We start from the raw sequence: 26,772 nt of genomic DNA on the forward strand, positions 1-26,772 counted from the left end.
TATGATTAAGGCCTTAACAAATCGGTTAGTCCTCGTTGGGCTAACCTTTTTTATTTCAGCATGTGGGCAACAGCCAAAACTGATTTCACTCAGTGGTGAAACCATGGGCACCACTTATCATATTAAGATGGTACCGGGTGAACGTGTGCCTAATCAGCAATTGTTGCAGGCTGAAATTGATTTAGCGTTAGAGCAAATCAACAATCAAATGTCGACTTATCGTAACAATTCCGAATTATCGAAATTTAATCAGTTGCGTCTTAATGAAACTGTGACGGTATCAGCTGATACCGCATTGGTGATTCAAGAAGGAATCGATTTATATCATAAAACTGACGGCGCATTGGATATCACCTTAGGTCCGCTAGTTAACCTTTGGGGATTTGGTCCTGATAAACGTCCCACCTCCATTCCATCGCAAACCTTGATTGATACCACTAAAGCAAAGACTGGTATCGAGCATTTGCATTTAGACGGTTTAAAGCTAAGAAAAGCAATCCCAGATTTATATGTTGACTTATCATCAATAGCTAAGGGCTTTGGGGTTGATAAAGTCGCGCAAATTTTGAGCCGCTATCAACCTAAAGGTTATTTGGTCGAGATTGGCGGTGAGTTAAGCCTTTATGGGGTTAAAGCAGATGACACCCCATGGCGAGTTGCGATTGAACAGCCCGATGTGGATGAGCGTCAAGTACAGTTAGTGATAGAGCCTGGTAATGTGGCGATGGCTACATCGGGTGATTACCGTAATTATTATGAAGAAGAAGGGCGACGTTTTTCTCATCTGATCGATCCTCGTGATGGCTACCCGATTGATCACCATCTCGCTTCAGTTACTGTATTGCATCCTCAATCTATGGTGGCTGATGGCTATGCCACGGCACTAATGGTGTTAGGGGTTGAGAAGTCACTGCAACTGGCTAAAGAAGAACAGCTCGCCATTATGCTCATCGAAAAACAAGCAGATGGTTTTAAAGTGCATTATAGCGATGCGTTCAAACCTTACGTCAACTAAGTGAGCAATGATCTCAGAGTTTGAACCGTGTATAATGTGAAGCATAAAGCGTTAACAATGTTACGGAACGATAAAGATTAGCGCCAAATATTACTTTTAACTTAGCTAGGCGGCGAAAGTTAGATTGGAGAGTTAACATGAGCACCTTTATTGCAGCATTTGTCGTGTTATTGCTGTTCTTTGTTTTGATGTCGATAGGCTACATTATTAAGCGTAAAGCGGTTGCTGGTAGTTGTGGCGGGCTAGGTGCGTTAGGTATCGATAAAGCCTGTGACTGTGATGATCCATGTGATAAGCGTAAAGCGCGTATGGCTGAAGAAGCAGAGCGCAATGAAAAACTAACCAAAGACCGTATTTTGTAACGGGCAATTGCGGATAAAAAGCACCTACGGGTGCTTTTTTTGTGCCTTTAATTTGGTCGAAAGTGCCACTACTTTAACAAGGTCTAATTGTAAACGCTAACGCTTATCATTATTAAGTGGTTGTAATAAAAGGAAAATTTGTTTTTTAGTGAAAAGTGTATTATTCTGCTTTTTGATTTAGATCAATTTTCAAAGGGAGAGCAACATGAAAGGCGAGCCAACCGTTATCGCTCAGCTCAATAAAGTGTTAACCGTCGAGTTAACCGCGATTAACCAGTATTTTTTACATGCACGTATGTTCAAGAATTGGGGACTTGGTGAGCTGAATGAGCGCGCCTACAAAAAGTCGATTCAAGATATGAAACATGCTGACAAGTTAATTGAGCGTATTTTGTTTCTTGAGGGCTTGCCCAACCTACAACAACTTGAAAAGTTGCGTATTGGTGAGCATAGCGAAGAGATGTTGGCTTGTGATAAAGCGTTGCTAGAACAACAAATCCCTCAGCTAAAAGCCGCTATTGCAGTGTGCGAACAAGCACAAGACTATGTTAGCCGTGAACTATTAGAAAAGTTGCTTGATGATGAAGAAGAACACTTGGATTGGGTCGATGCGCAGCAAGAGCTTATTGGCATGACAGGTATTCAAAACTACTTACAATCACAAATGGATAAGGACTAAGATCGAGATGAAAGGTAATCAAGAGGTTATTGATACACTAAACGGTTTGTTGACTGGTGAACTTTCGGCAATGGATCAGTACTTTGTCCATGGTCTTATGTATGAAGATTGGGGACTAGAGCAACTACATGCACGCATTTCCCATGAATCAGATGATGAGAAAGAACATGCTGCAAAGCTAGTCCAGCGCATTTTGTTTTTAGGCGGTACGCCAGACGTGGCTAGCCGTGAACCATTGAAAATTGGTAAGACGCCAGCAGAGATGCTTAAAAATGATCTCGAGTACGAATACATGGTGGCGGATAACCTGCGTAAAGCTATTGCGCTGTGTGAAAGCAAGCAAGATTATCAAACCAGAGAGATCTTGGAAGTGCTTTTGGATGAAACCGAATCTGATCATATGTATTGGTTAGAAAAGCAATTGGGGCTTATCGACAAGATTGGGTTACAGAACTACCTACAAACGAAAATGTAGTTAGCGCTTTGCCAACCTAAATCGCATCTTGTTCAAGCCAATGTACAGGGTGCGATTTTTGTGTTTTTACTCTGCGATATACACTGTTTTTGCCCCTGTATTATTGTCTTTGTATTGTTAATTACCTCTTTTTTAATTCAATGTACTGTATTACCCGTTAGTGGTGATGCATCCTACTTATTTGTGCGAGCGGTCACATTTCACGATTAAATCTAAATTGAAATCTGGTAGATTAATAGGTTGATTGTATAAGAATAATGATAAATAAGGACATGTAATGGGACTGATTAAACGCTCATTAAGCTTACAGTTGGTCGTCGCCATAGTAGGTGCATTAGCTGTTTTGTTAGTATTGGTGTCGGCCTATTTGGTTAGCGCAGAAAGTGATCGAACTCGAAAGCAAATTGACACCGACTTATCTAGCCTAGTTACCCTTAAATCCCACGAAGTCAGCAGCTACTTCCTCACTAAAGCCAAATTGGTTGATTCGATATTTTCCTCCCCTGAAGTGGTTGATTGGTTTAGCCAATACAATAGCCGCTTAAGTAACATTGATAATGACCCTCAATATCAAAATGTGGTGAAGTTTTTCCGTCACTTCTCAGATACTGATAGTGATATTAAGTCGGTATTTTTTGGCTCGGCCAATACGTTTGAGTACTTTGATTTAAATGGCCGCTACAACGATGCCAATTATTTCACCAATAAGCGTCCTTGGTGGCAAGAGGGCATTGATATCAATGGTATGTATGTCACTGATCCTGCCGTAGACGCCAATGATGGTTCGATTTCGGCCACGGTTAAGTCGGTGATCCGTAACGCTCAAGGTCAGTTTATCGGTATCGGTGGTATGGATATTTTGATTGATACCATTGGTAGTGAATTACTGGCAAGCCTTAAGTATCAAGGTCAAGGACAAGCTTTTCTGATCACAGAAGGCGGTAAGCTCGTTTATTTCCCAGGGTTTACGGAGTCATTTCCACCAGGTACCGATGCGAGAAAAGTCGATACTCAGTTTAATCAGACCCAAGGTTTTGGCGAATTAGCACAGCAAATGGCACGCCATGGCAGTGGCAGTGCTGGGTTTGGTAACGTCACCTATAAAGGCGTTGAGCAACGTGTTAGTTATGTCAGTGTGGGTGCGGATTACCCTGAGCAACGTTGGTATCTAGGTTTCATGTTACCTATGGATGTGATTGAAGCTCCTGTGGATGAAGCAGCCTGGAGTGCAACGATTCTAGCCATCGGCATTATGTTGTTAGTCGGTGCGACCGTTTGGTTAATGTTAATTCCCTTTAGAGCACAAATTAATAAACTGCTTGATGCCATGAAAGATATCGCGGAAGGTGACAGCGATCTCTCTAAGCGGATTCATATGCAGCGTGAAGATGAGCTCGGCCAGTTAGGCGATGCCTTTAATCAGTTTGCAGTGAAAGTACAAACCATGTTGCAGCAGACTCAGAGCCTGACGGAAAAAGTCGATGTAGGCGTTGAGAATGCGGTTTCAGTGTGTGAGCAAGCATTGGTAAGCGTCTCTAAACAGAAACAAGAAATTGCTTCTGTAGCGACAGCTGCAACTGAAATGGCACACACTTCACAAGAGATGGCTAACAGTGCCCAGCGTGCCGCTAAGTTTGCTGAACAGGCGGAATCTGAATCATCGGCTGGCACAGCCATTGTTGCCAAAGCTAGCCAAGGCATGGCGTCTCTGTCACAGCAAGTGATAGAAGCTGCAGGGGTGGTGAGACATTTAAGAACCAGTTCTGAGCAGATTGGTGAAGTGCTCAGTGTTATTCGTGGCATTGCTGAGCAAACTAACCTATTGGCATTGAATGCGGCCATTGAGGCGGCGCGAGCCGGAGAGCAAGGGCGAGGTTTTGCGGTAGTTGCAGATGAAGTGAGAACGTTGGCTTCTCGAACCCAAGATTCAACTGCCAATATTCAAGAGATTATTCAAACCTTGCAACAAAATGCGCTTGAAGCTGAGCAAGTGATGGAATCTGGCGTAGAGCAAGCTAATATTGGTCAGGATCTAACCACACAGGTTGAAGGGGCGCTAAGCAGTATTTCTAGTGCGATCTCTGCGATTCAGCAACAGACTATCGAGATCACTTCTGCTATTGGTCAGCAAGCGGTTGTTGCTGAAGAGGTGGCTTGTAATGTTGAAAATGTACGTGGACTATCTGACGAGTCACTGGCTTCAAGCGAAGCCTTAACTGAAAACTTAAGGGAGTTCCAGCAAGTGACGGTTGCTTTGTCTGAGAATATCCAGCAGTTTAAAGTTTAACGTTCAACACTTGGTATTATCGCGACAAAAAGCAGCCCATGAGGCTGCTTTTTTTTCTGCTTAATGCTCTGCTTTTAATAACGGTTTGAAACGAGTTTTGCTAAGCCTATTTTTCGCGATCCTTATCTAGTTAGCTTGCTTGCATATCACGTTTGCAGCTAAAAACTTGCCATTGGCCCACTTCTTGGTTGAGCACTGTTTAAATGTACAGTATATTTAAACTTGGAGGTGCCCAGTGCGAAAAATAATTCATGTCGATATGGACTGCTTTTATGCAGCGGTGGAGATGCGTGACTTTCCAGAGTTGCGTGGCAAACCGATCGCAGTGGGTGGACGTAGCGATCGACGTGGGGTGATTAGCACCTGCAACTATGAAGCGAGACAATTTGGCGTGCGTTCAGCAATGGCGTCCGCTTATGCATTGCGACTGTGTCCAGATTTAATTTTGGTACCAGGGCGCATGGATGTCTACAAGCAGGCTTCGGCACAAATTCGCCAAGTGTTTGAACGTTACACCGACTTGATTGAACCTTTATCCCTTGATGAAGCCTATCTTGATGTTACTGATTGTCAGCTACATCGTGGCTCAGCGACGTTAATTGCAGAGGCGATTAGACAGGAGATTTTTGAGGTAACAGGACTCACGGCCTCAGCGGGGATCGCACCGGTTAAGTTTCTGGCTAAAATTGCTTCTGATCTGAATAAGCCCAATGGCCAGTTTGTCATTACCCCGGAGATGATCCCTGAGTTTGTTAAAAGCTTACCGCTGATTAAAATCCCGGGCGTGGGTAAAGTGACGGCAAGCAAACTTGAGCAGATGGGGCTGCTCACTTGTGAGGATGTACAAAATTACAATCATGAAACCCTTATTCAGCGTTTTGGTAAATTTGGTCATGTGCTGATTGAACGTGCTCAAGGCATAGACCCAAGAGCATTATCAACCCATCGTGAGCGTAAATCTGTTGGCGTGGAGACGACGCTTGCTAAAGATATCCATACCTTAGAGCAGTGCAAAGCGGTGATGCCGCAGCTTATTCAAGAGCTTGGTGCGCGAGTTACCCGCAGTGCTAAATCACGACCGATACATAAACAAGTGGTTAAGTTGAAGTTTGACGACTTTAAGCAAACGACTATTGAGCATCGTAGCGATGAGGTGTCAGTTAACTTATTTTATCAACTGCTAGAGCAAGCAATGGATCGCCGAGAAGGCCGTGGAATCCGCTTATTGGGGGTTTCAGTGGGGTTGGCAAGTGCGTCGAACTCGCCCCAGCAAATTAGTGCGCCTACGCCGCAGTTAGACCTAGGCTTCTGATACTAGGTTATTTAATTAGGGTGTTGGTTTAAACGCCTTATTACCACAACCGTTTTTTAACGTCATTATGGAGCTGGCAGTGACAAACATTAAATTTTCACCAGGCAAATTAGACTCTGAGATAAAACTGCAGCTATCAGCGGGTTTTGAGCGTCACAGTCAAGCGCAACAAGCCCCGGACTATGAGTGCGATTGGCTTAATTGGACGCTAGTTGATGAGCAGGGTAAGTTGATTGCCGCTCTTACTGGACAATTATTATGGGATTGGCTTTATATTGATGAACTGTGGGTCGATGAGGTTGGCCGCGGTACGGGCATCGGTAAGCAATTAATGCAAACTGCCGAGTCTTATGCCATCGAGCAGCAGTTATCAGGGTTATGGTTATGGACGCAAAGCTGGCAAGCGCCCGGTTTTTATTTGAGCCTAGGCTACAGTGAGTTCACGCGATTCGAAGATTTCCCCAAAGGTTATAGCCGCATCGGCTTGAGAAAACCATTAGGTCGTTAGCTTTATTGCTTGTTGAGCGCGAGATTGCTTAGCTGACTAGGTGGTAACAACTCGCCACCTGTCACTTGCGCGTTAAAATGCGTTTGGCCAGGCAGCTTTACCAGAGCAAGATTTAATCAGGAAAGGTGACTATGCCCAAAAAAGCCAGCTAAGTGCTGGCTTTTTTGTTCAGACGTTTTAACCGCGCAGGCTATTTTATGCCGATTGGTATTACTGTTTCGCTTGTTGCTGAAGACGCAGTTGAGCGAAGATCGGCTGAATGACATCTCGAACATAAACTTGTACATAAGCAAAACCTGTAGGCTCTCTATAGGCCCCCTGTAGGGCAATAATATTGCCGCTTTCATGCTCAAACGCTGAGAAGTTACCATTGACGCCAATCATGGTTGAGAACGTGCGACCGGATTGTGGGTCTGTGACGGTACGCCATTGGTTTTTATAAAATGCCTGAGGATAAACTTTTGCCTCATATTCACGCTTATCCCAGGCTTGTTTGACAACGTCATCGCCTTGTTTAACCGCATCAATATAGGCTTTAGGGATCACTTGCTCACCTAGCCAGTTTTTACCTTCGTTAACCATTAGGTAAGCGCCAAGTGCAAAATCTCTTGCTGTCACATTCATTGAACCTGATGCAGCGGACTCTTTTTGTTGGTTGACAAAGAAGCTCACTGGGTGGTTGAAGCCACCTTTAGACCAAATAAACTTGTCGAAGGCTTCAGCGTAGGGTAGGCCAGTGGTATTGACAACAACACGGCCTAGCATTTCCGTATTGACATCGCGATAAGCATAAAACTCGCCAGCAGGTGCAGCGGGTTTAACTTGCTTAACAAACATCTGTAGCCACTCAGAAAAATCATTGAGTTGACCATAGGCGTCGGTTGGGGGCACTAACTGTCCTTGCTCATTTTTGACCAGCCCGTTATAGCCGACTGATACCGCCATTGCCGAATCCCATGAGCCAGTAGTTAAGCCATCCATACCCCAGTTATGATAGTTCTCCCTTGATTTAGGCAGATCCCAGATACCAGCTGTCATATCACTGAAGTGCTGAATACTTACGTTTTCAAATTGGGTACCACGCATTTCCGGTACATGTTTACCAATAGGGTCCGCCATCGAGAAATATCCTGCTTCAGCCACAGCAAAAGCTAACATTGAGCTAAATGATTTGTGGGCACTCATTATGTGATGTTGCGTGGTCGGCTCAGTGTTAGACCAATAGTCTTCGGCAATGATTTCGCCGTGCTTGTTCATGATCACATAGGACTGAATCGCAGCGCGGTCACGCATGACGTTATACATAGAGATCTGTTTATTGGGTCTAATATCATCGACCATCATTTTCGCTGGGTCAAAACCGCCAACCACTTTCATTGGCATTTTTTGTTTTGGTTGTACTAGTGCATAGTGGTGATACAAGTGAGCGTCAGCCATGACAAAGCGCATATTTTGCGCTTTTTCCCATTCAGCCACTTCAACAGAATAAGGTGCTAAATTATTTATCATCTGTTCATCAGGTTGATGGTAGCTAGTGGTCGCACTGACACTTGCGGTCACAAACAACGATAGTGCTAATGTGGTTTTCTTCATCATGGCTCCTTAGCTGCTACTTGAGTCAATATGCTCAAGGCGAGGCATCAAATTTAGGTTGATGACAGAGTAACCAAGTTTGTTTTACTAAACTTTTATGTTGGATTTAGTGATTGCTAGTGGAAGTGGCCAGTAATTAATAGGTAGAAGTGTCGTATACCGGCGTGGTATGTACTGATGCAGCAGAGGAATGCTTGATACCATCCATGGCCGCTTAGCAAAAACGTCTTGTTTTTCCCTATCTAATGAGCGATTGTAGAAAAAGTGATGTTCTGTTAAGTTGCTAATATTATTATGATAAACGCAGCGTAAAATAGAGGGTGATACTCTTTGCTACCTGCTGAATACCCCTTGGGCTGGATGGTCAAGGATTAGCTGCAAAGTGCCCCTAGTTTGGAATTACGTTTCTCATAATGGTGAAGCTACTCAAGGTGGAGAAGTTACGCAGAGTGACTTTTAGTCCGAGTAGCATTTCGTGAAAGTAGCTTTTAGTCCGAGCAGCATTTAGTAAAAGTAACTTTTAGTCCGAGTAGCATTTAGTTATTCAAAATGGCGAAGTTATTCAACGTAGCGAAGATATACGGATGATTTCACCTAACAAACTTAAACTCGTTAAATGTGAGTAGCACAGCAACAATGAAGTTCGAAAGTATCAAAGTAGCACCCAACCATAGTGATTTTATACGGCTTATTACTGAGCTAAACTCATCCCTTAGCGACATCACCAGTGATTCTGGTGAAAGCTCATTTTCAGCTGACGCCTTTGAACCATCCACAGATGGATGTATTGTGGTTTATCAAAATGGTAAAGCTGTGGCCTGTGGTGTGTTTCGATATCATCAAGTTGAAGTTTGTGAGCTTAAGCGAATGTACTCAAATAAATCAGGCGCTGGAACCTATCTACTTCATCAGCTTGAAAAGTATGCAATTGAAAAAGGCTATAGAAAAGCGGTGTTATCGACACGTCGAGTTAATGAAAAAGCAGTTAATTTCTATACGCGTCATTCATATTCAGAATCATGTGCGTATGGCAAATATATTGGTGTAAGCCGTTCAATTTGCCTATCAAAAGCACTGACCACTTAATTAAAGTAAGGCGTTACGTGCTTGGTAACGCCCTTAGATATAAACAAAGGAAAGTTATGTCTTCACAATTTGGAAGTTTACTGAGTGTGGTATTGGTTTGGGGGATTGTGGCGTACATCTTTGTGTTTGGTTTTGCGCAAATCAAATGGACGGGCTGGGAAGGAGGCTTACCTTGGTTAGCTGGGGTGGTTTTTCTGTTTGCTAGCGCAGGTTACACCTCAAAGTGGTTAATGACTTCTGGGTCTCGAGAAAATTCCTAGTTTATTTTATAGGGTAATTCATGAGAAAAAGGCATTTAAGAATTACAATGGAGATACTTTTGGGGGATAGTAATTAATAGGTAGTATGTTAGTTTTTTTGAGATAGAAACTAACTAAGTTATAGCTTATAAAAGGATTTATTTGCTGCGTTGATAAGGTATTCAAGGAGGAAGTATGACCTGTTTAATTGATGGCCTACGATTTGGTTCGGAAAGTAAAGAAGCGATACGAGAAATGAGAGAGTTAACCAAGCGAGCAAATTGGTTAACTATTACATTAGGGCTTTCTGTGCTGAATGATATTTTTACCAAAAATGGACCTGTATCTGCATCCTACAAAATAAAGACGACTGATTTCGATTTGCTCGGTAAGGCTATGGCTTCCTCCAGGCCTATTCTTAGGCGCAAAACAAGTGACATTGCTGGCGAAATGGTAATTTTAAAATCAAGTGAACTTTCGCAAAATGAGTTGAAATTTTGGAGGTGTGTTTATAATGAAACACGCTAGATTGCAAAGCCTTATATTTGGTGTAGTAGTAATGAGTTTCGATGTTGTAGCGCAGCCAAAGCATTATAGCGAGTATGAATTAAAAGTTTCAGATTGTATTAGACTTGAAAAACAAAAACAGCCAGTCATGGCTGCTGATTTAAAAAGGTTTAAACGTGATGAAGTCGCTGTGAGTATTTTTTATTTAAAAGACAAGCGCATTGTAGACTGCTCAGCTCGCTCAGAGTTAATCTCACTCGCACATGCTTTGCAAAGCTCTTCTTTTAACCTTGATAGTTTAAAGCTCCAATATTTGTCTTTAGAAATGATTGCCAAGGAAGAGAAGTTTCAAAGGCTTCCGCTAGATTTCCGTAACGACTTTATAAAGGCAGTTGAAGGTAAAAGCCTTGAGATTAACTTACTCGATTTATTTGACGAGATTGATGACCTAATTTCAAAGTAAATGACAATTTTTTGTTGTAATAAAAAACGCCGATAGGAATTATCGGCGTTTTGTTAACTTAAAGGTGTTTTATTGTTTGGCTAAGTTAGCTCTTAGCTGGAATACGCTCTAGCACAGCGAGTAGTAGCTTCCAGTATTGGTCGACTGTCTCAATTAATACTTTTTCATCTGGGCTATGTGGGTAGCGGATGGTGGGGCCAATCGATACCATGTCCATATCTGGGTATGGCTTTTTAAATAGCCCACATTCAAGTCCAGCGTGGATCACCATGATCACAGGCTCTTTGTGGTAGATGGCTTCGTAAGTGTCTCTGACAATTGCCATGACTGGTGAGCTATTGTCTGGTTTCCAGCCTGGGTAAGCCCCACTGAATTCCACTTCAGCTCCTGCTAAACGACTCAGAGCAGTTAAGGTACCTTCAACTTGTTCACGACCCGAATCTATCAACGAACGAATTAGGCATAACACTTCAACAGATTCTGTTTCAGTGCTGATCACACCGACATTTAATGAAGTTTCAGTCACACCTTCTACTTCATCGCTCATGCGGATCACACCATTTGGGGCAGCATTGAGTAGGTTCAGTAGACTATCTTGAGTCGCTTCACTCATGACTTGAGTGGCAGCATCTGTTGCGGTTAGTGTCATCTGCATATCTGGGTCGGCAATGGCGAGCTCTTCACGTACCAATTGGGTGTATGACTCAATCAAGGCGTGTAGGCGGTCAACATTGTCGCTTGGGATCATAAAGCTGACGTTGGCTTCACGTGGAATGGCGTTACGCAAAGAACCGCCGCTAAATGCGGTGAGCTCAATGGCCAGCTCATTGGCGTGGTCAAATAGGAAACGCGCCAGTAGTTTGTTGGCGTTACCGCGGCCAAGGTGAATGTTAACACCCGAGTGGCCGCCTTTAAGACCAGATAGTGCAAGGTTAAAAGTTTGGTTGCTTGGCTCTGGCGCTTGCCATACTAGTGGTAGGCTGATTTGAGCATCCACGCCACCCGCACAACCCATGTAAATTTCACCCTCTTGCTCAGAGTCTGTGTTAATGAGGATATCAGCATCCAAATAACCAGCTTCTAGACCAAAGGCGCCAGTCATACCAGCTTCTTCATCAATGGTTAGTAATACTTCAAGCGGACCATGGCTAATGGTGTCGCTGCCTAATACTGCCAGTGCTGACGCCATACCAATACCATTATCAGCACCTAAGGTAGTGCCTTTCGCTTTTACCCAATCGCCGTCAACGTATGCTTCAATGGGGTCCTTTTCGAAATCATGGACTTTGTCGGCATTTTTCTGTGGCACCATATCAATATGGGCTTGCAGAGCAACAGTTTTACGGTTTTCCATACCTGCAGTCGCAGGCTTTTTAATGATGAGGTTACCGACTTTATCTTCAACGATGTCTAGCTGCTTTTCTTTCGCCCAGTTTTGGATGTAGCTGCTAAGTGCTTGTTCATGTTTTGATGGATGTGGTATTGCGCAGATCTGTTCAAACCATTGCCAAAGTGGTTGTGGTTGTAATTGACTTAATGTGGTCACAGATAACTCCCCTATTTAAAGCGATAACGAGGTCAAATTTGACTTAGTCTATCACAGTATGAGGCGAGTGGAGGCCAAGGGTAGAAGGCGTTTGGTGTTAACTGTCATACTAAGTTGCCAACTGCTGAAAAGATGCCCATAAAAGCAGTTGGCTTTATGGTTAATACGGTGAATAATGCACAGCAATTATTATAAAAGACACAAGCATAAGGAATAGGTATGGCGCAGATAAACTTTATCGATGTTAACGACCCTCAAGCTATCTTTGAAGGGGAAGGCTGGGATGCGGTGGTTGTGGTTGCCACCGATGTTGCAGCTTTAGCTATCGACGAGATAACTTTATTAGCCAATCATGGTGCGAATATTGATCATCGTGTTGGTCAAAGTGCCACCTTGTTAATGGCGCCTGGATTGGCTGGTGGGCGTTTAGTGATCTCACCTGTGCTTAACGGCGGTGACGATTATGCTGATGTTCGCGTATATGCTGATGCAGCTCGTGCAGGCATTAACTTGGCTAAGCAAGCAGGTGCTAACAAACCTTTGCTTGTGGTGGATAAAGCCAGTAATGAACAATACCAATATGGACTGCAAGTGGCAGCATTGGCAATCGGTCAAGAGTCGTGGGTTGCCCTAGAACGCCGTGAAGTTAGCGGTGATACTCCTGATTTTGAAGCCATTGGTATTTTACATACTGAGCAGCAAAGTGAGTTGCTCAATGCCCTAGAAGCTGGCCGTAATTTAGCCCGCGATCTTTGTGGTACAGAACCTGAGCGCATGTCAGCACCAGCATTTGCTCAGTATTGTGTTGATGCTTATCAAGACTCAGGCCTAACGGTATCTGTGGTTGAAGACAGAGATGTACTTGAGCGTGACTATCCTTTACTGAGTGCTGTCGGCCGCAGCTCATTTGCGGTGGCGCGTCATCAGCCCCGTGTTGTTAAAGTGGAGTATTGCCCAGAAGGTGAGATTAACGCCACTTATCTATTTGCTGGCAAAGGTGTGGTCTATGATACCGGTGGTGCCGATCTTAAAGTAGGCGGTGCTATGGCAGGTATGAGCCGTGATAAAGGTGGCGCGGCTGCAGTTGCAGGGCTCATGAAAACTTTGTCACTGTTAAAGCCTAAGGGAGTTAGGGTGATTGCTGAGCTGGGGTTAGTTCGCAATAGTATTGGCAGCGAAGCGTTTGTCACTGACGAAATTATTACTAGTCATGCAGGTGTATCTGTTCGTATTGGTAATACCGATGCCGAAGGGCGCTTAGTATTAGCGGACTTATTGTCTCACCTAAAAGCTAAAGCCGAGAAGGCCGTGGCACCACAAATGTTTTCAGTGGCAACGTTAACAGGCCATGTCGTTAGAGCTTATGGTGGCTATACTGCACTGGTGGAGAACAGTGTAGCCAGAAAACAGGGGGTGGCTGAAAAGCTACAATCTGTGAGTGAGCAGTGGGGAGAAGCTGTCGAAGTTTCGCGTCTACGTAAAGAAGACTTTGGTAAAATCGTCGATCCTTCTAATGCTGCTGATTGTATTTCATCCAATAATGCGCCTTCTTCTATTACGGCAAGAGGCCACCAATATCCTGCAGCGTTTTTATTGAAAGCATCTGGGTTAGATCAACATGGATTAGCGAGTGCAAATCCAATCGCCTATACCCATATTGATATCGCCGGTAGCGCGACGGAAGGCGATCCACTTTACGGCAAACCGACTGCTGCGCCACTTGTCGGCTTGTTTAATTATATTTTGTAATTTTACACCAAAAAGCGAAAGGCCTTATTAATAATGTGGTAACGCATTGTTAGTAAGGCTTTTTGTTTTATTTCAGTTGTTTGAAAATTACTCAAAAGCAGTTATTTTTTGTTGTAAAATTACGCAAAGTAACTTTTTTAAGCTTTTTTGAAAATAATTGTTGTAATAAAACTACATTTAGCTATAATCTCTCTCGTTGGTTAGGCAAGGTGCCTTCCACCTCTAAGTCTATCTAGGATTGATAACTCTCCAAGGAATCGAGCGACAAGTTGACTCTACTGTACTTAGTAATGATTGACCCCGTTACCAGTACGAAGTTTGACTAGAGTATTTATTTAACAACTTTGTTAGGAGTATTGACTATGTCTTACACTGGAACACAACACGTTTATTGGCAGAATGCTTGGTTTGACACTAACGCGCTGCGTGGCGGGTTGTTTGCAATGAGCTTTAAGTAAGGGCTAATCACCCCTTAATCCTTTGAACTTAACCCCTATTTGAGTTCACTTGATTTTAAGTGGTTGCATCATCCATCAACCTTTTCCCCAATTTGGGGTGTGTAGACTCAAGTTGTAAATTGATCCACCTTGGTGTCGATTTACCAGTGACATCCGCTAGCGCGGTACCATTTTCCTTTCGGAACACTTGAAAATGTCTTCGCCTGCTCTTTGAGCAGGCTTTTTTTTACCTAAAATTCATGGTTTAGCAGCTAAGTGCAGCATATTGTTCTTGCTTATAACTCTTTTCTTACATTTATTTCTGTTCGGTATATAATCAGCGCTGTTCAATCGCCTGTGAAGGGCGGTGATCATGTACACCTACCTATTCAAAACGATAATAAATTCAAGGAACCTTGTTCCATGTTAGAAAAACTGTTCAAACTTACTGAAAACCAAACTAGCTTAAAGCAGGAAGTGATTGCGGGGTTAACCACTTTCTTGACGATGGCTTACATTATTTTTGTCAATCCGATGATGCTAGCCGATGCGGGAATGGATCATGGCGCAGTATTCGTTGCAACGTGTTTGGCAGCCGCATTAGGCTGTTTGATCATGGGAATAGTCGCGAACTATCCGATTGCATTGGCACCAGGTATGGGCTTAAACGCCTTTTTTACTTATACCGTTGTTGGTGAAATGGGTTATAGCTGGGAAACGGCCTTAGGTGCGGTATTCTTGTCTGGTATCTGTTTTCTTATTCTATCTTTGGTGAAAATCAGAGAGTGGATCGTTAATAGTATCCCCATGTCGCTGCGTTTAGGTATCGCTGCGGGTATCGGTTTATTTTTAGCGCTTATTGGTCTAAAAAGTGCCGGTATTGTGGTTGCGTCGCCTGCAACACTCGTCACGATGGGCGATATCACTGCTTTCCCTGCTGTGATGGCAGTACTTGGCTTTTTCATGATTATTGCCCTAGTTCATCGCGGGATGAAGTCAGCGGTTATTGTCTCTATTTTGTCTATTACTTTATTGGGGCTACTTTTTGGTGATGTGCAATACAACGGCTTAGTTTCTGCTCCGCCATCTCTTGCGCCAACATTTATGGCTATGGATCTGTCGAGTGTCCTCGAAATTAGCATGCTATCTGTCGTGTTTGCATTTCTGTTTGTAGACCTTTTTGATACCTCTGGTACGCTAGTGGCCGTCGCACAACGTGGTGGCTTTTTAGATGATAAGGGCCGTTTGCCACGTCTTAATCGCGCATTAACTGCTGATAGCTCAGCAACTATTGCCGGAGCAATGCTGGGGACTTCAACCACCACCAGTTATATTGAAAGTACTGCTGGTGTGAGTGCTGGTGGCCGCACTGGTCTAACTGCCGTTGTCGTTGGTGTTATGTTCTTATTGTCACTGTTTATTTCGCCATTGGCGGGAATGGTGCCAGCCTATGCGACTGCGGGAACCTTGTTCTATGTGGCAATTTTAATGATGTCAGGACTGGTGCATGTTGAATGGGAAGATTTAACTGAAGCTGCCCCCGTTGTTGTAGTGTGTATCTTGATGCCACTAACGTTCTCAATTGCTACCGGCATTGCGATGGGCTTTATCTCTTATGCTGTCATTAAACTGTTTAGTGGCCGTTATAAAGATCTTAGCGCTGGGGTAGTGGTTTTAGCTGCGTTGTTTATTGGTAAATTCATCTACGGCTAATTTGATTGTCGATTTTACCGCTGTAATTAAGGGTCATCCAGTTGATGGCCCTTTTTAATGCATTTCTTGCAACTAAACCTGCCTAAATCACCATAATTTACTGAGCCGCTATCATTTTCTTATTAGATTGGGTATAAACCTAAACCCGACATTTTTTCTTCGTAACTAGCATGAATTTGAGTGAGATTGGTTATCGCCGTGTGGTGGTAAAGTTAGGTACCAGTGTGTTGACTTCAGGTTCCAATAAATTGGACCGTGCACATATGGTTGAGTTAGCAAGGCAGATGGCACAGATGATGAAAGCAGGCGTGGAAGTGGTGCTTTGTACGTCAGGGGCTATCGCTGCTGGCAGGGAGCATTTAGGCTATCCCAAACTAGCTGATACCATGGCCAATAAACAGTTGCTGGCCGCAGTCGGGCAAAGCCAACTCATTTTAGCTTGGTCACAACTGTTTGCTTTATACGGTTTGCATGTTGGCCAGTTACTGCTCACCCGTGCCGATCTTCATGACCGCGAGCGCTATCTTAACGCCCGTGACTCGTTAAATGCGCTGCTTGCGCAAGGTATCATTCCGATTATCAACGAGAACGATGCGGTAGCGACGACTGAAATTAAAGTGGGCGATAACGATAACTTATCGGCCCGAGCGGCATTATTGTGTGATGCCGACTTGCTAGTGCTACTTACCGATCAAAAGGGCCTATTTGATGCCGATCCTCGTAGTAACCCAGATGCCAAGCTGATTAAACAAGTAGTAAACATTGATGACAGTTTACGTATGCTTGCCGGTGGTGCGGTGTCGGGTTTAGGGACTGGCGGTATGGCTACCAAACTGGAAGCGGCGGATATTGCTCGCCGGGCAGGCATTGAAGTAGTCATTGCATCGGGGCATCAGCAAGATGTGATAGCGAATGCGCTATGCAAGCAACAAGTTGGCACTCATTTTACTGCCTTAGAAAATCCGCTTGAAAGCCGCAAACAGTGGATTCTAGCCGGTCCAGCCACCAAAGGAAAAGTGGTTTTGGACAGCGGTGCCGTGCAGGCGGTAACCGCCAAAGGGCGCAGCTTGTTGTCTAAAGGTATTATTGAGGTGTCGGGACAATTTGAGCGAGGTGCAACTCTGCAAATTGTCGATGAACAGGGGCGTGAATACGCCAGAGGAATGACACGTTATAGTGCTAGAGATTTAAACAAAATAGCCGGTCAGCATTCCGACGATATTGAAGCTATTTTGGGCTATGACTATGGCGATGCGGTTGTACATCGAAATGATATGGTGGTGCTCTAGAGCCGCTTAAAGATTTATGGATTATTGATTGAGGTAGATATACGGTGAGTGAGCAGCAAAACGAATACCTAGAGGTGCTAGGTCAGCAAGCAAAGCAGGCCAGTTATTCATTGGCCACATTAACCGGTAAGCAAAAGCAACAGCTATTGCAAGCCATTGCCAATCAACTTCGATCTGATACAGATACCATCGTTGCTGCTAACTTGGTTGATATTGAACTTGCTAAACAAAATGGTCTGAGTGATGCGATGATTGATAGGCTGTTGCTTGATGAGCAAAGATTAGCAGCAGTCATTGCAGATATCGATAATGTCATCAATTTAGCTGATCCCGTAGGAACTGAGCTTGAAAGCCAAGTGCTGGATAATGGCCTGCGTTTGTCTCGCCGCCGCGTGCCACTTGGTGTTATTGGAGTGATTTACGAGGCTCGCCCGAATGTCACTGTCGATATTGCAGTGCTTGCCTTAAAAACCGGTAATGCCGTTATTCTTCGTGGTGGTAAAGAGACGCTTAATTCAAATCAAGCTATTAGTCGCTCCATTCGCCAAGCGGTTGCTAAGCAAGGTTTGCCTGAAAATGTTGTGCAGTTAATAGAAAACCCTGATCGTAGCCTGGTTTCAGGCCTACTCAAGCTAGATAAATATGTCGATATGATCGTGCCTCGTGGTGGACAAAACTTGCAAAGATTGTGTGCTGAGCAAGCGACTATTCCGGTTATATTGGGCGGGATTGGTATCTGTCACTTATATGTTGATAGTGCCGCTAACCTTGATAAGTCAATTGAAGTGATTATTAATGCCAAAGTCCAGCGGCCTACGGTTTGTAATGCACTTGATACGGTATTGATTCATCAAGATGTTGCCAAGTTGCTGACTCCATCTTTGTTCGCCAAGTTGCAACAGCAACAAGTGGCTATTTATGCTTGTCCGGTCACGCAAGATTTGGCTGATGAATTAGCGGTTAATGTGCAACAAGCAAGTGATGATACCTATGAGCAGGAATGGCTTGGTTTAAGTATCAACGTGCGCGTGGTTGAAGATATTGATCAAGCGATAAGCCATATTCGCCGTTTCTCTAGTGGTCATTCAGAGGGCATATTGACCGATAGCCTGCAAGCATCTGAGCAGTTTATTAATCAAGTGGATTCGGCAGCAGTTTATATTAATGCGAGCACGCGCTTTACCGATGGCGGCCAATTTGGTTTAGGTGCTGAAGTGGCTGTGTCGACTCAAAAGTTGCATGCTCGAGGCCCAATGGGCTTAGAAGCACTCACCACCTATAAGTGGATTGGAGTGGGTCAGTACACGCCGCGCAGCTAGTCCTCGTCTTTATCCTCGCTTGCGGTGCAACGCCGCAAGCGATGGATGCTTATTCAACACTGTGTGCTGAACCGCCTTGTTTGGTTGTTATCCAGTCCTACAGGCTTTCCTAGAAACTCATGTCATATTGTTTACTGCAAAGAGCTTATTGCTAAAAGCCTATTGTTTGCGTTTAAGGCATTAAGTCATTCAGGCCAATTGTGGTTTTACTAACCTCGTATAGTGCATGTGGTGATTTCAGTTATTAATTAGTGGTTTTTCTCATTACTTCGCCACAATTAGTGTGAAAATTGTTTGCAAAACTTACCGTTAATTTTTGTAAGTTACTGTTATTTATGTCTTTGTAATAGTTGGCCTTAGTTTTGCTTTATTGATGGAAACATTTGGGAAATCAAATAACGCAAAGGAATTCACATGAACAAAGCGCTGATTAAGTTAATGACCACATTGGTGTTGGTATTGGGGTTTGTATCGCAAGGGGTACAGGCTCAAGAAGGTAAACAGTTGCAGCAAAATTTTGCTTACCATGGCCAAAAAATTGTACTGGATATCGAAGTTGGTAAAGTGGAGGTGATTGCAACTGATGATGCCGAAATTCGCGTTGAAGTGGATGTTGTTGCCTCTCAATTAAGCTGGTTCAATATGTGGCAACAAGGTGATATCAGTGCGGTTGATTTTGCTGTAGAAGAGCATAATGAACGGATTGTGTTTAAGCTTAACCAGCAAGATGATCTAAAACAAAACTGGCGTGTTTATGTGCCTAAAGAGGCTGCAACCGATGTTGATTTAGGTATTGGTGAAGTGGAAGTTGCTGGGTTAAAAAGTGATTTAGCCATCGACTTAGGTGTCGGTCGTGTCATCGTCGACAACCGTCATAGTTACCGTGAAATTGATTTATCATCTGGTGTTGGTGAAGTGTTGGTTCGTCGCAATGGTGAAAGAGTGGCGGTTAAGCAAGCGCTAGTGAGTCAAAGTTACGAGCAAAAAGCGTCTGCGGGTCAATACCAACTGTTAGTTAGTGTGGGTGTTGGTCAGGTAGAGGTTAACTACTAAGCCGATTGGTATAAAACCTTGGTAGATTTATGTGAGTGCTGAAAATAAAAGCCCTAACTTAAAGTTAGGGCTTTTTGGTTGGTTTAAACTTTTTCTGTGACCGCTTGTGGTTTAGTTCTTTGTTTCGCCAATTGAGGCAACAGTTGTTGCAGTGCTAAGGCCGTTAAAATGAGCCCAAGACCAATAAAGGTTGAGCGGGTGATAGCTTCTTGCAATATCCAAGAGATAAACCCAATCGATAACACCGGTGTGATAAATACTAAAGTACTCATTGAAGCAGCCCTATCGGCCTTTTTCAGTGCAACGAGCCACAATACAAAGGTAATGCCCATCTCAAACAATCCGACATAAACCGCGGCACCAAATGCCTGCAAATCCCAACTTGGCAGGCTCTGGGTCATCAACAAGGCGATGGTGATAAAGGGTAATCCCACTAAAAAGCTCAGTAGCAGACTGACTACAGGATCTCCCTTATCCTTGGTGTTTACAATCCAATATAGACACCACAATAAAGTACTAGTGAGTGCCAGTAGTACACCTGTCGCACTGTTAAATGCAAACTGAGTTACCTCGCCGTTAGTCGCGATAACAAAGACGCCTAAGTAAGCGATAAGCGCAGCGGTAATATCGCTTTTTCTCAGTTTTTGTCCCAATAGTGGTACCGCCAATAAAGGCAATAAAATAGCCCAAGTATAGTTTAGCGATAACGCCTGCTGTGCTGGTAGCAAAGAGTATGCTTTGAACAACACCAGGTAATATAGAAATGGGTTTAACAGGCCTGTTTGCAAATAAAACAATGGGCGCTGTAAAAATTGCTGTTTGATTAAGTGCAGTTTTTTCTGAATCAGCAACACGCCACTCAAGGCAATGATAGAGGTGATCACCGCAATTAGGACTAGCTGTAACGGGGTGTAATGGGCTAAGGCTAACTTAAAGGCTGTCGCTACTGTAGACCATAAAACAATGGCGCCAATACCATAAAAATAAGCTTGATTTGACTGCTTCAACTTCTACTCACTCAACAAGAGACTACCTAGATTTGGACGCGATAATTCCAAATCCCTCTAAAATTGCATGCAGTATACCAAAACAATTGTTGCACGGGTGTGGCAAAGGTCAAAAATGTATAGATTTTTACAAATTTTATTTTTCTGCCCTTGTAAAGGTAAGAAGCGTCCCAATATAGGGGGTAAGGAAAGATTATGGCGGCAAAAAATAGGGCTTGAAATCAGTTTCGCCCAACCCCATATCTGAATCAACAGACAAGTTTAGCGTTATATAAAGTTTTTTGGAGGACTCCATGGGTAAAATTATTGGTATCGATTTAGGTACAACCAACTCTTGTGTTGCGGTATTAGATGGTGACAAAGCGCGCGTTTTAGAAAATGCTGAAGGCGATCGCACAACTCCATCAATCATCGCTTATACAGGTGAAGAAGTACTAGTTGGTCAGCCTGCGAAACGCCAAGCTGTAACTAACCCAACGAATACCTTCTTTGCAATTAAGCGTCTTATCGGTCGTCGTTTTAAAGATGATGAAGTACAGCGTGATGTTGACATCATGCCTTTCAAAATCATTGGTGCTGACAACGGTGATGCATGGGTTGAAGCTCACGGCAAGAAAATGGCTCCGCCACAAGTTTCTGCTGAAACCCTAAAGAAAATGAAGAAAACTGCAGAAGATTTCCTCGGTGAGGAAGTGACTGAAGCGGTAATTACCGTACCTGCATATTTCAACGACTCTCAGCGTCAAGCAACTAAAGATGCTGGTCGTATTGCTGGTCTTGAAGTTAAGCGTATTATCAACGAGCCAACAGCTGCGGCACTGGCTTACGGTATCGATAAGAAGCAAGGTGACAACATTGTTGCTGTATACGATTTAGGTGGTGGTACTTTCGATATCTCTATCATCGAAATCGACAGCGTAGATGGCGAGCAAACCTTCGAAGTACTTGCGACAAACGGTGACACACACTTAGGTGGTGAAGACTTTGATAACCGTTTGATCAACTACTTAGCTGACGAATTCAAGAAAGAGCAGTCGTTAGATCTACGTAACGACCCGCTAGCTATGCAGCGTCTAAAAGAAGCGGCAGAGAAAGCGAAGATTGAACTATCAAGCACAACACAAACTGAAGTTAACCTGCCATACATCACTGCTGATGCAACAGGTCCTAAGCACTTAGTGGTTAAAATCACCCGTGCTAAGTTGGAATCTTTAGTTGAAGACTTGATCACTCGTTCATTAGAGCCACTAAAAGTTGCCCTAGCAGACGCAGATCTTTCAGTATCTGACGTTAACGAAGTGATTCTAGTTGGTGGTCAAACACGTATGCCTAAAGTACGTGAAGAAGTGTCTGCTTTCTTCGGTAAAGAGTTACGTCAAGACGTTAACCCTGACGAAGCAGTAGCTATCGGTGCAGCAGTTCAAGCTGGTGTACTTGCTGGTGACGTGAAAGACGTTCTGCTACTAGACGTTACGCCTCTATCTCTTGGTATTGAAACCATGGGTAGCGTAATGACTAAGCTAATTGAGAAGAACACCACGATTCCAACTAAGGCTTCGCAAACTTTCTCAACGGCTGATGACAACCAAAGTGCTGTAACTATTCATGTACTTCAAGGTGAGCGTAAGCAATCTAGTGGTAACAAGTCACTAGGTCAGTTCAACCTAGAAGGTATTGAGCCAGCTCCACGTGGTATGCCACAAATTGAAGTTGCTTTTGATATCGATGCCGATGGTATCTTGCATGTATCAGCAACGGATAAGAAAACAGGTAAAGCGCAAAACATCACAATTAAAGCCTCTTCTGGTCTAAGCGATGAAGAAGTTGATGCAATGGTTCGTGATGCTGAAGCCCATGCTGATGAAGATGCTAAGTTCGAAGAACTAGTTACTGCACGTAACCAAGCTGATGGCATGGTACACGCGACTAAGAAGCAAATCGAAGAAGCTGGTGATGCATTACCTAGCGAAGATAAAGAGAAAATTGAAGCGGCAATGGCTAACGTTGAAACTGCAGTAAAAGGCAGCGACAAAGAAGCGATTGAAAAATCAACACAGGAGCTAATGGAAGCATCTGCTAAGTTGATGGAAATCGCTCAAGCTAAAGCTCAAGCACAGCAAGGTCAAGCAGCTCCAGAAGGCGAAGCGCAAGCGTCTAAGCCTGAAGATGATGTTGTTGATGCTGAGTTTGAAGAAGTAAAAGATGACAAAAAATAATAGAGGTTAACCCCTAAATTATTGAGTACGGGCGTTAGGGGAAACTCTAACGCCCGTTGTCGCAAATTTAGCTACCACTTCAGCCAACAAAGCGTGAGATTATGTCAAAGCGAGATTATTACGAAGTATTAGGTGTCGGACGCGATGCCAGTGAACGTGAAATTAAAAAGTCGTACAAGCGACTGGCCATGAAATTTCACCCCGATCGCAACCCCGGTGATAAAACTGCTGAAAAGAATTTCAAAGAAGCAAAAGAAGCTTACGAAATTCTAACGGACAGTGATAAGAAAGCGGCCTATGACCAATTTGGTCATGCAGGTGTTGATCCAAACCGCGGTGGCGGTGGTGGCTTCGGCGGTGGAGCTGATTTTGGTGATGTATTCGGCGATGTATTTGGCGATATATTCGGTGGTGGACGTCGTGGTGGCGGACAGCGTCAAGCAGCTCGTGGTAGTGACTTACGTTATAACCTAGAGTTGTCGTTAGAAGAAGCAGTTAAAGGGTTAACCAAAGAGTTACGCATCCCAACGCTAGTGAGTTGTGATAGCTGTGATGGTAGCGGCGCGAAGAAAGGTTCATCTCCGACTACATGTGGTACTTGTCATGGCCAAGGCCAGGTGCAGATGCGTCAGGGATTCTTTGCAGTTCAGCAAGCGTGTCCAACTTGTCATGGCCGCGGTAAGATCATCAAAGACCCTTGTAACAAGTGTCATGGTGAAGGTCGTGTTGAGAAGAGCAAGACCCTATCAGTTAAGATTCCAGCTGGTGTAGATACGGGTGATAGAATCCGTCTTGCTGGTGAGGGAGAAGCAGGTGAGTTTGGTGCACCGCCAGGTGACTTATACGTGCAAGTTACCGTGAGAGAGCATGCCATATTTGTGCGCGATGGTAATAACCTGTATTGCGAAGTGCCAATTTCATTTAGCACTGCAGCACTCGGTGGTGAGATTGAGGTGCCTACCTTAGATGGCAAGGTTAACCTTAAGATCCCTTCTGAGACGCAAACTGGTCGCATGTTCCGTATGCGCGGTAAAGGGGTGAAGTCGGTACGCAGCCATGCGGTAGGTGATCTACTTTGTAAGGTGGTCATGGAAACACCGGTTAACTTAAGTGATAAGCAAAAAGAGCTTTTACGCGAGTTTGACGAAACCCTAACTGGTTCATCTAAAAAGCATAGCCCGAAAGCAGAAGGCTTCTTCGATGGTGTGAAGAAGTTTTTTCAAGATTTAAATAGCTAACTAATTGCTATAATAAAAAAGCCTCGCTTAGCGAGGCTTTTTTTTGCCTGGGTGTCGCGAGCACTGTTTAGCTTTGATGTGACACCTGTAAAGATAAGTGCTAAAAATAGGCAGTTGTATAACAAACCTATACTGGCATGAAAATCGAGTCGATTAGTTTGTCGGTTACAATCAGTTCAAGGAATTAAGGAAGTGGAATTGATGAAGAAAACACTTGTCTGTGCGCTAACCATAGCGATGTTGGGCGCCTGCGCGACTCACCAATCACCCACGGGACGTGGGCAAACTTTGCTGTTTTCTCCGGCACAAATGAACAGTATGGGCGAGGCGTCATTTAATGAAATGAAAAAGCAGCAGCCTATATCAAAGGACAAAAAGGTCACGGCTTATGTGGAATGCGTTGCTGATCGTATCACGAGCATCTTGCCAGATCAGTCGATGCAGTGGGAAGTGGTCGTATTCGATTCTGATCAAGTTAATGCGTTCGCGTTGCCCGGCGGCCATATTGGTGTGTATACCGGTTTGCTTAATGTCGCAGAAAATGAGCATCAATTGGCTACCGTAATGGGTCATGAGGTTGCCCATGTTTTAGCACACCACAGTAATGAGCAAGTCTCCCGAGCGCGTATGACAGGAATGGGAATGCAGCTCGCTGATGCTGCGCTTGGTATGGGCGGGGTGAATAATAAAGATCTGTATATGGCCGCACTTGGTTTAGGTGCTCAAGTGGGTTATATCTTGCCGTTTGGCCGTGACCAAGAAAGTGAAGCCGATATGATGGGCGTGGAGTTGATGGCCCGAGCCGGGTTTGATCCCGCACAAAGTATGCTGTTGTGGCAGAACATGGCAAAAGCGGGTGGTGAACAGGGACCAGAGCTTCTATCTACTCACCCTTCACATGGTCATCGTATTGCTGATCTGCAAAAAATGCAGGCTAAAGTGGTTCCATTGTATCAATCCAGCCAATCTAAGGTAAAAAAACGCTGTCAATGAATGGATTTAACGGGGATTTTTTCTATAAATGTGCTAGAATTCCGCGCGAAAATTCATTGAGTAGATAGAGTAATAACATTATGTCTGAGAAGTTCACCACTATTGAACAGCAAGCGAGCTATGGCGTTGGTCGTCAACTAGGTGAGCAATTAGCTGCTAACTCTTTTGAAGGTATTGATATTTCAGCTGTACAGCTGGGCCTATCAGATGCATTTGAAGGTAAAGAAAGCCAAGTTGCTATGCAAGATCTTCAAACTGCATTCACTGAAATCAGCCAGCGCATCCAAAAAGTGCAAGAAGAAAAGGCAGCTGCTGCCTCTGCTGAAGGTGAAACATTCCTAGCAGAAAACCAACAACGCGACGGCGTAGTTACCCTAGATTCAGGTTTGCAATATGAAATCATTACTGAAGGTAATGGTGACAAGCCAACTGCTGATTCAACTGTACGCACTCACTACCATGGTACTTTTATCAATGGCGATGTGTTTGACAGCTCTGTAGCACGTAACCAACCTGCTGAGTTCCCTGTAAACGGCGTTATCGCTGGTTGGACTGAAGCACTACAACTAATGCCTGTTGGTTCTAAGTGGAAGCTATATGTTCCTCATCATCTTGCCTATGGTGAGCGTGGTGCTGGCGCATCAATCCCACCATACTCGGCGTTAGTATTTGAAGTCGAATTGTTAGATATTATCTAACTAAGATGCCTGAGCTAATAGCTCGGGCATTTTTTTGCATTAAAGTTAATTTGTTATGGGTTAGACCGAGATAGGCTAACGCTAACGTTGAGCGAAACATAAGGGAGAAATCAATGAGTGAGCAAGTAAGAGTGGCTATTACTGGTGGCAGTGGTCGAATGGGCCGCACTCTTATTGAATCAGCCAAAATGAGTAGCAACATCTATTTGGGTGCTGCAATTGAGCGCGCAGGTTCAACCCTAATTGGTGTTGATGCGGGTGAATTAGCTGGTGTTGGTGCGATGAATGTATCCATTACCGACTCGTTAGATTTAGTGGTTGATGATTTTGACATTCTGATTGATTTCACTTCTCCTGAAGCGAGCGTTAAACACACTGACTGGTGTGCTCGTAATGGTAAAGCTATTGTGATTGGCACCACAGGTTTCAATCATGCACAAAAAGAGCAAATCGCCGCTTACAGTGAACAAACCCCAATTGTGATGGCACCCAACATGTCAGTGGGTGTGAACTTGATGTGGAAGTTACTCGAACTGGCTGCTGAAGTCATGGGTGATTATACCGATATCGAAATTATTGAAGGTCATCATCGCTATAAAAAAGATGCTCCATCTGGCACAGCATTAAAAATGGGTGAAGTGATTGCTGAGACCTTAGGTCGTGATCTCGAAAAATGCGCCGTGTATGGTCGTGAAGGGATAACAGAAGAACGCTCCCGAGATACCATTGGTTTTGCCACAGTAAGAGCGGGTGATATCGTTGGCGATCACACTGCCATGTTCGCCGATATAGGTGAGCGTTTGGAGATCACTCATAAAGCCTCCAGTCGTATGACGTTTGCTAATGGTGCTATGCGTGCTGCGTTTTGGTTAGGTGATCAACAGCCGGGCTTGTACGATATGCAACAAGTTCTTGGTTTGAAATAACAATTAGAAAAAACGCCTATTAGGCGTTTTTTTTTGAGTAAATTTTTTTTGCTCAAAAGTAC

General features: G+C 43.9%; 24 protein-coding genes. 21 read left to right on the plus strand and 3 right to left on the minus strand.

The features are described from left to right. The first annotated feature begins 1 nt into the window (after position 1). The 7 genes from ACHUFW_RS17205 (at position 2) to ACHUFW_RS17235 (ending at position 6,638) form a co-directional block, all read left to right on the plus strand. On the plus strand, positions 2-1,015 hold the full coding sequence (locus ACHUFW_RS17205; RefSeq protein ID WP_394204724.1) for an FAD:protein FMN transferase: 1,014 nt from the start codon (positions 2-4) through the stop codon (positions 1,013-1,015). A gap of 137 nt (positions 1,016-1,152) precedes the next feature. Then, positions 1,153-1,377, plus strand: coding sequence for a (Na+)-NQR maturation NqrM (gene nqrM, locus ACHUFW_RS17210; RefSeq protein WP_394204726.1), 225 nt, complete (start codon positions 1,153-1,155; stop codon positions 1,375-1,377). Positions 1,378-1,582: 205 nt separating this feature from the next. After that, complete coding sequence (gene bfr / locus ACHUFW_RS17215) at positions 1,583-2,056, plus strand: bacterioferritin (protein WP_394204727.1); 474 nt, start codon at positions 1,583-1,585, stop codon at positions 2,054-2,056. A 7-nt stretch (positions 2,057-2,063) separates the two neighbouring features. Next, a complete protein-coding gene (bfr, locus tag ACHUFW_RS17220) occupies positions 2,064-2,531 on the plus strand; it encodes a bacterioferritin (protein WP_394204729.1) in 468 nt (155 codons plus the stop codon). Between the two features lie 277 nt (positions 2,532-2,808). Next, a complete protein-coding gene (locus ACHUFW_RS17225; RefSeq protein WP_394204731.1) occupies positions 2,809-4,818 on the plus strand; it encodes a methyl-accepting chemotaxis protein in 2,010 nt (669 codons plus the stop codon). 235 nt (positions 4,819-5,053) lie between these two features. Further along, positions 5,054-6,130, plus strand: coding sequence for a DNA polymerase IV (gene dinB / locus ACHUFW_RS17230; protein ID WP_394204733.1), 1,077 nt, complete (start codon positions 5,054-5,056; stop codon positions 6,128-6,130). Positions 6,131-6,209: 79 nt separating this feature from the next. After that, the gene (locus tag ACHUFW_RS17235; protein WP_394204734.1) at positions 6,210-6,638 is read left to right on the plus strand and encodes a GNAT family N-acetyltransferase; all 429 of its coding nucleotides are present in this window, start codon (positions 6,210-6,212) and stop codon (positions 6,636-6,638) included. Between the two features lie 210 nt (positions 6,639-6,848). Here ACHUFW_RS17235 and ACHUFW_RS17240 read toward each other — a convergent pair whose 3' ends face one another. Then, entirely contained in the window at positions 6,849-8,231 is a 1,383-nt protein-coding gene (locus ACHUFW_RS17240) for a serine hydrolase (RefSeq protein WP_394204736.1), read from the minus strand. 636 nt (positions 8,232-8,867) lie between these two features. Between ACHUFW_RS17240 and ACHUFW_RS17245 the strand changes: the two genes are divergently transcribed. The 4 genes from ACHUFW_RS17245 to ACHUFW_RS17260 all read left to right on the plus strand — a co-directional run bounded on the left by ACHUFW_RS17245 (position 8,868) and on the right by ACHUFW_RS17260 (position 10,526). Continuing rightward, on the plus strand, positions 8,868-9,317 hold the full coding sequence (locus tag ACHUFW_RS17245) for a GNAT family N-acetyltransferase (RefSeq protein WP_394204738.1): 450 nt from the start codon (positions 8,868-8,870) through the stop codon (positions 9,315-9,317). Positions 9,318-9,373: 56 nt separating this feature from the next. Further along, entirely contained in the window at positions 9,374-9,577 is a 204-nt protein-coding gene (locus ACHUFW_RS17250; protein WP_394204740.1) for a hypothetical protein, read from the plus strand. Between the two features lie 174 nt (positions 9,578-9,751). Then, positions 9,752-10,084: a hypothetical protein gene (locus ACHUFW_RS17255; protein WP_394204741.1), complete on the plus strand. Its 333-nt coding sequence runs from the start codon at positions 9,752-9,754 to the stop codon at positions 10,082-10,084. Next, a complete protein-coding gene (locus ACHUFW_RS17260; protein WP_394204743.1) occupies positions 10,071-10,526 on the plus strand; it encodes a hypothetical protein in 456 nt (151 codons plus the stop codon). Before ACHUFW_RS17255 ends, ACHUFW_RS17260 begins: the two co-directional genes overlap by 14 nt. 85 nt (positions 10,527-10,611) lie before the next feature. On the opposite strand, the gene ACHUFW_RS17265 is transcribed toward ACHUFW_RS17260, so the two are convergent. Next, on the minus strand, positions 10,612-12,072 hold the full coding sequence (locus ACHUFW_RS17265) for an aminoacyl-histidine dipeptidase (RefSeq protein ID WP_394204745.1): 1,461 nt from the start codon (positions 12,070-12,072) through the stop codon (positions 10,612-10,614). A 219-nt stretch (positions 12,073-12,291) separates the two neighbouring features. On the opposite strand from ACHUFW_RS17265, the gene ACHUFW_RS17270 reads away from it, so the two are divergent. The 5 genes from ACHUFW_RS17270 to ACHUFW_RS17290 all read left to right on the plus strand — a co-directional run bounded on the left by ACHUFW_RS17270 (position 12,292) and on the right by ACHUFW_RS17290 (position 19,632). Next, positions 12,292-13,821: a M17 family metallopeptidase gene (locus ACHUFW_RS17270; protein WP_394204747.1), complete on the plus strand. Its 1,530-nt coding sequence runs from the start codon at positions 12,292-12,294 to the stop codon at positions 13,819-13,821. Positions 13,822-14,681: 860 nt separating this feature from the next. Then, positions 14,682-15,971 carry an NCS2 family permease gene (locus ACHUFW_RS17275; RefSeq protein ID WP_394204748.1) on the plus strand — a complete coding sequence of 430 codons (1,290 nt, stop codon included), beginning with the start codon at positions 14,682-14,684 and terminating at the stop codon, positions 15,969-15,971. A gap of 170 nt (positions 15,972-16,141) precedes the next feature. Continuing rightward, positions 16,142-17,260 (plus strand): glutamate 5-kinase, encoded by a 1,119-nt coding sequence (gene proB, locus ACHUFW_RS17280; protein ID WP_394204749.1) that lies wholly within the window; start codon positions 16,142-16,144, stop codon positions 17,258-17,260. A gap of 44 nt (positions 17,261-17,304) precedes the next feature. Next, positions 17,305-18,579 (plus strand): glutamate-5-semialdehyde dehydrogenase, encoded by a 1,275-nt coding sequence (locus tag ACHUFW_RS17285; protein WP_394204751.1) that lies wholly within the window; start codon positions 17,305-17,307, stop codon positions 18,577-18,579. 414 nt (positions 18,580-18,993) lie between these two features. Then, complete coding sequence (locus ACHUFW_RS17290) at positions 18,994-19,632, plus strand: hypothetical protein (RefSeq protein ID WP_394204753.1); 639 nt, start codon at positions 18,994-18,996, stop codon at positions 19,630-19,632. An 83-nt stretch (positions 19,633-19,715) separates the two neighbouring features. Here the strand turns inward: ACHUFW_RS17290 and ACHUFW_RS17295 are convergent, their stop codons facing one another. Continuing rightward, positions 19,716-20,639: a DMT family transporter gene (locus ACHUFW_RS17295; protein ID WP_394204754.1), complete on the minus strand. Its 924-nt coding sequence runs from the start codon at positions 20,637-20,639 to the stop codon at positions 19,716-19,718. A gap of 293 nt (positions 20,640-20,932) precedes the next feature. Here ACHUFW_RS17295 and dnaK point away from each other — a divergent pair, with 293 nt between their 5' ends. From dnaK to dapB, 5 genes are all read left to right on the plus strand, one after another. After that, positions 20,933-22,855, plus strand: a complete 1,923-nt coding sequence (gene dnaK / locus ACHUFW_RS17300; protein WP_394204755.1) for a molecular chaperone DnaK — start codon at positions 20,933-20,935, stop codon at positions 22,853-22,855. A 101-nt stretch (positions 22,856-22,956) separates the two neighbouring features. Further along, complete coding sequence (gene dnaJ, locus ACHUFW_RS17305; RefSeq protein ID WP_394204757.1) at positions 22,957-24,093, plus strand: molecular chaperone DnaJ; 1,137 nt, start codon at positions 22,957-22,959, stop codon at positions 24,091-24,093. A gap of 201 nt (positions 24,094-24,294) precedes the next feature. After that, on the plus strand, positions 24,295-25,086 hold the full coding sequence (locus ACHUFW_RS17310; protein WP_394204759.1) for a M48 family metallopeptidase: 792 nt from the start codon (positions 24,295-24,297) through the stop codon (positions 25,084-25,086). 80 nt (positions 25,087-25,166) lie between these two features. Beyond that, entirely contained in the window at positions 25,167-25,784 is a 618-nt protein-coding gene (locus ACHUFW_RS17315) for an FKBP-type peptidyl-prolyl cis-trans isomerase (RefSeq protein WP_394204760.1), read from the plus strand. A gap of 113 nt (positions 25,785-25,897) precedes the next feature. Continuing rightward, complete coding sequence (dapB, locus tag ACHUFW_RS17320) at positions 25,898-26,710, plus strand: 4-hydroxy-tetrahydrodipicolinate reductase (RefSeq protein ID WP_394204762.1); 813 nt, start codon at positions 25,898-25,900, stop codon at positions 26,708-26,710. Positions 26,711-26,772 lie beyond the last annotated feature (62 nt).

Origin of the sequence: Shewanella waksmanii, assembly GCF_043643685.1 — a bacterium.
GTDB lineage: Bacteria > Pseudomonadota > Gammaproteobacteria > Enterobacterales > Shewanellaceae > Shewanella > Shewanella waksmanii_A.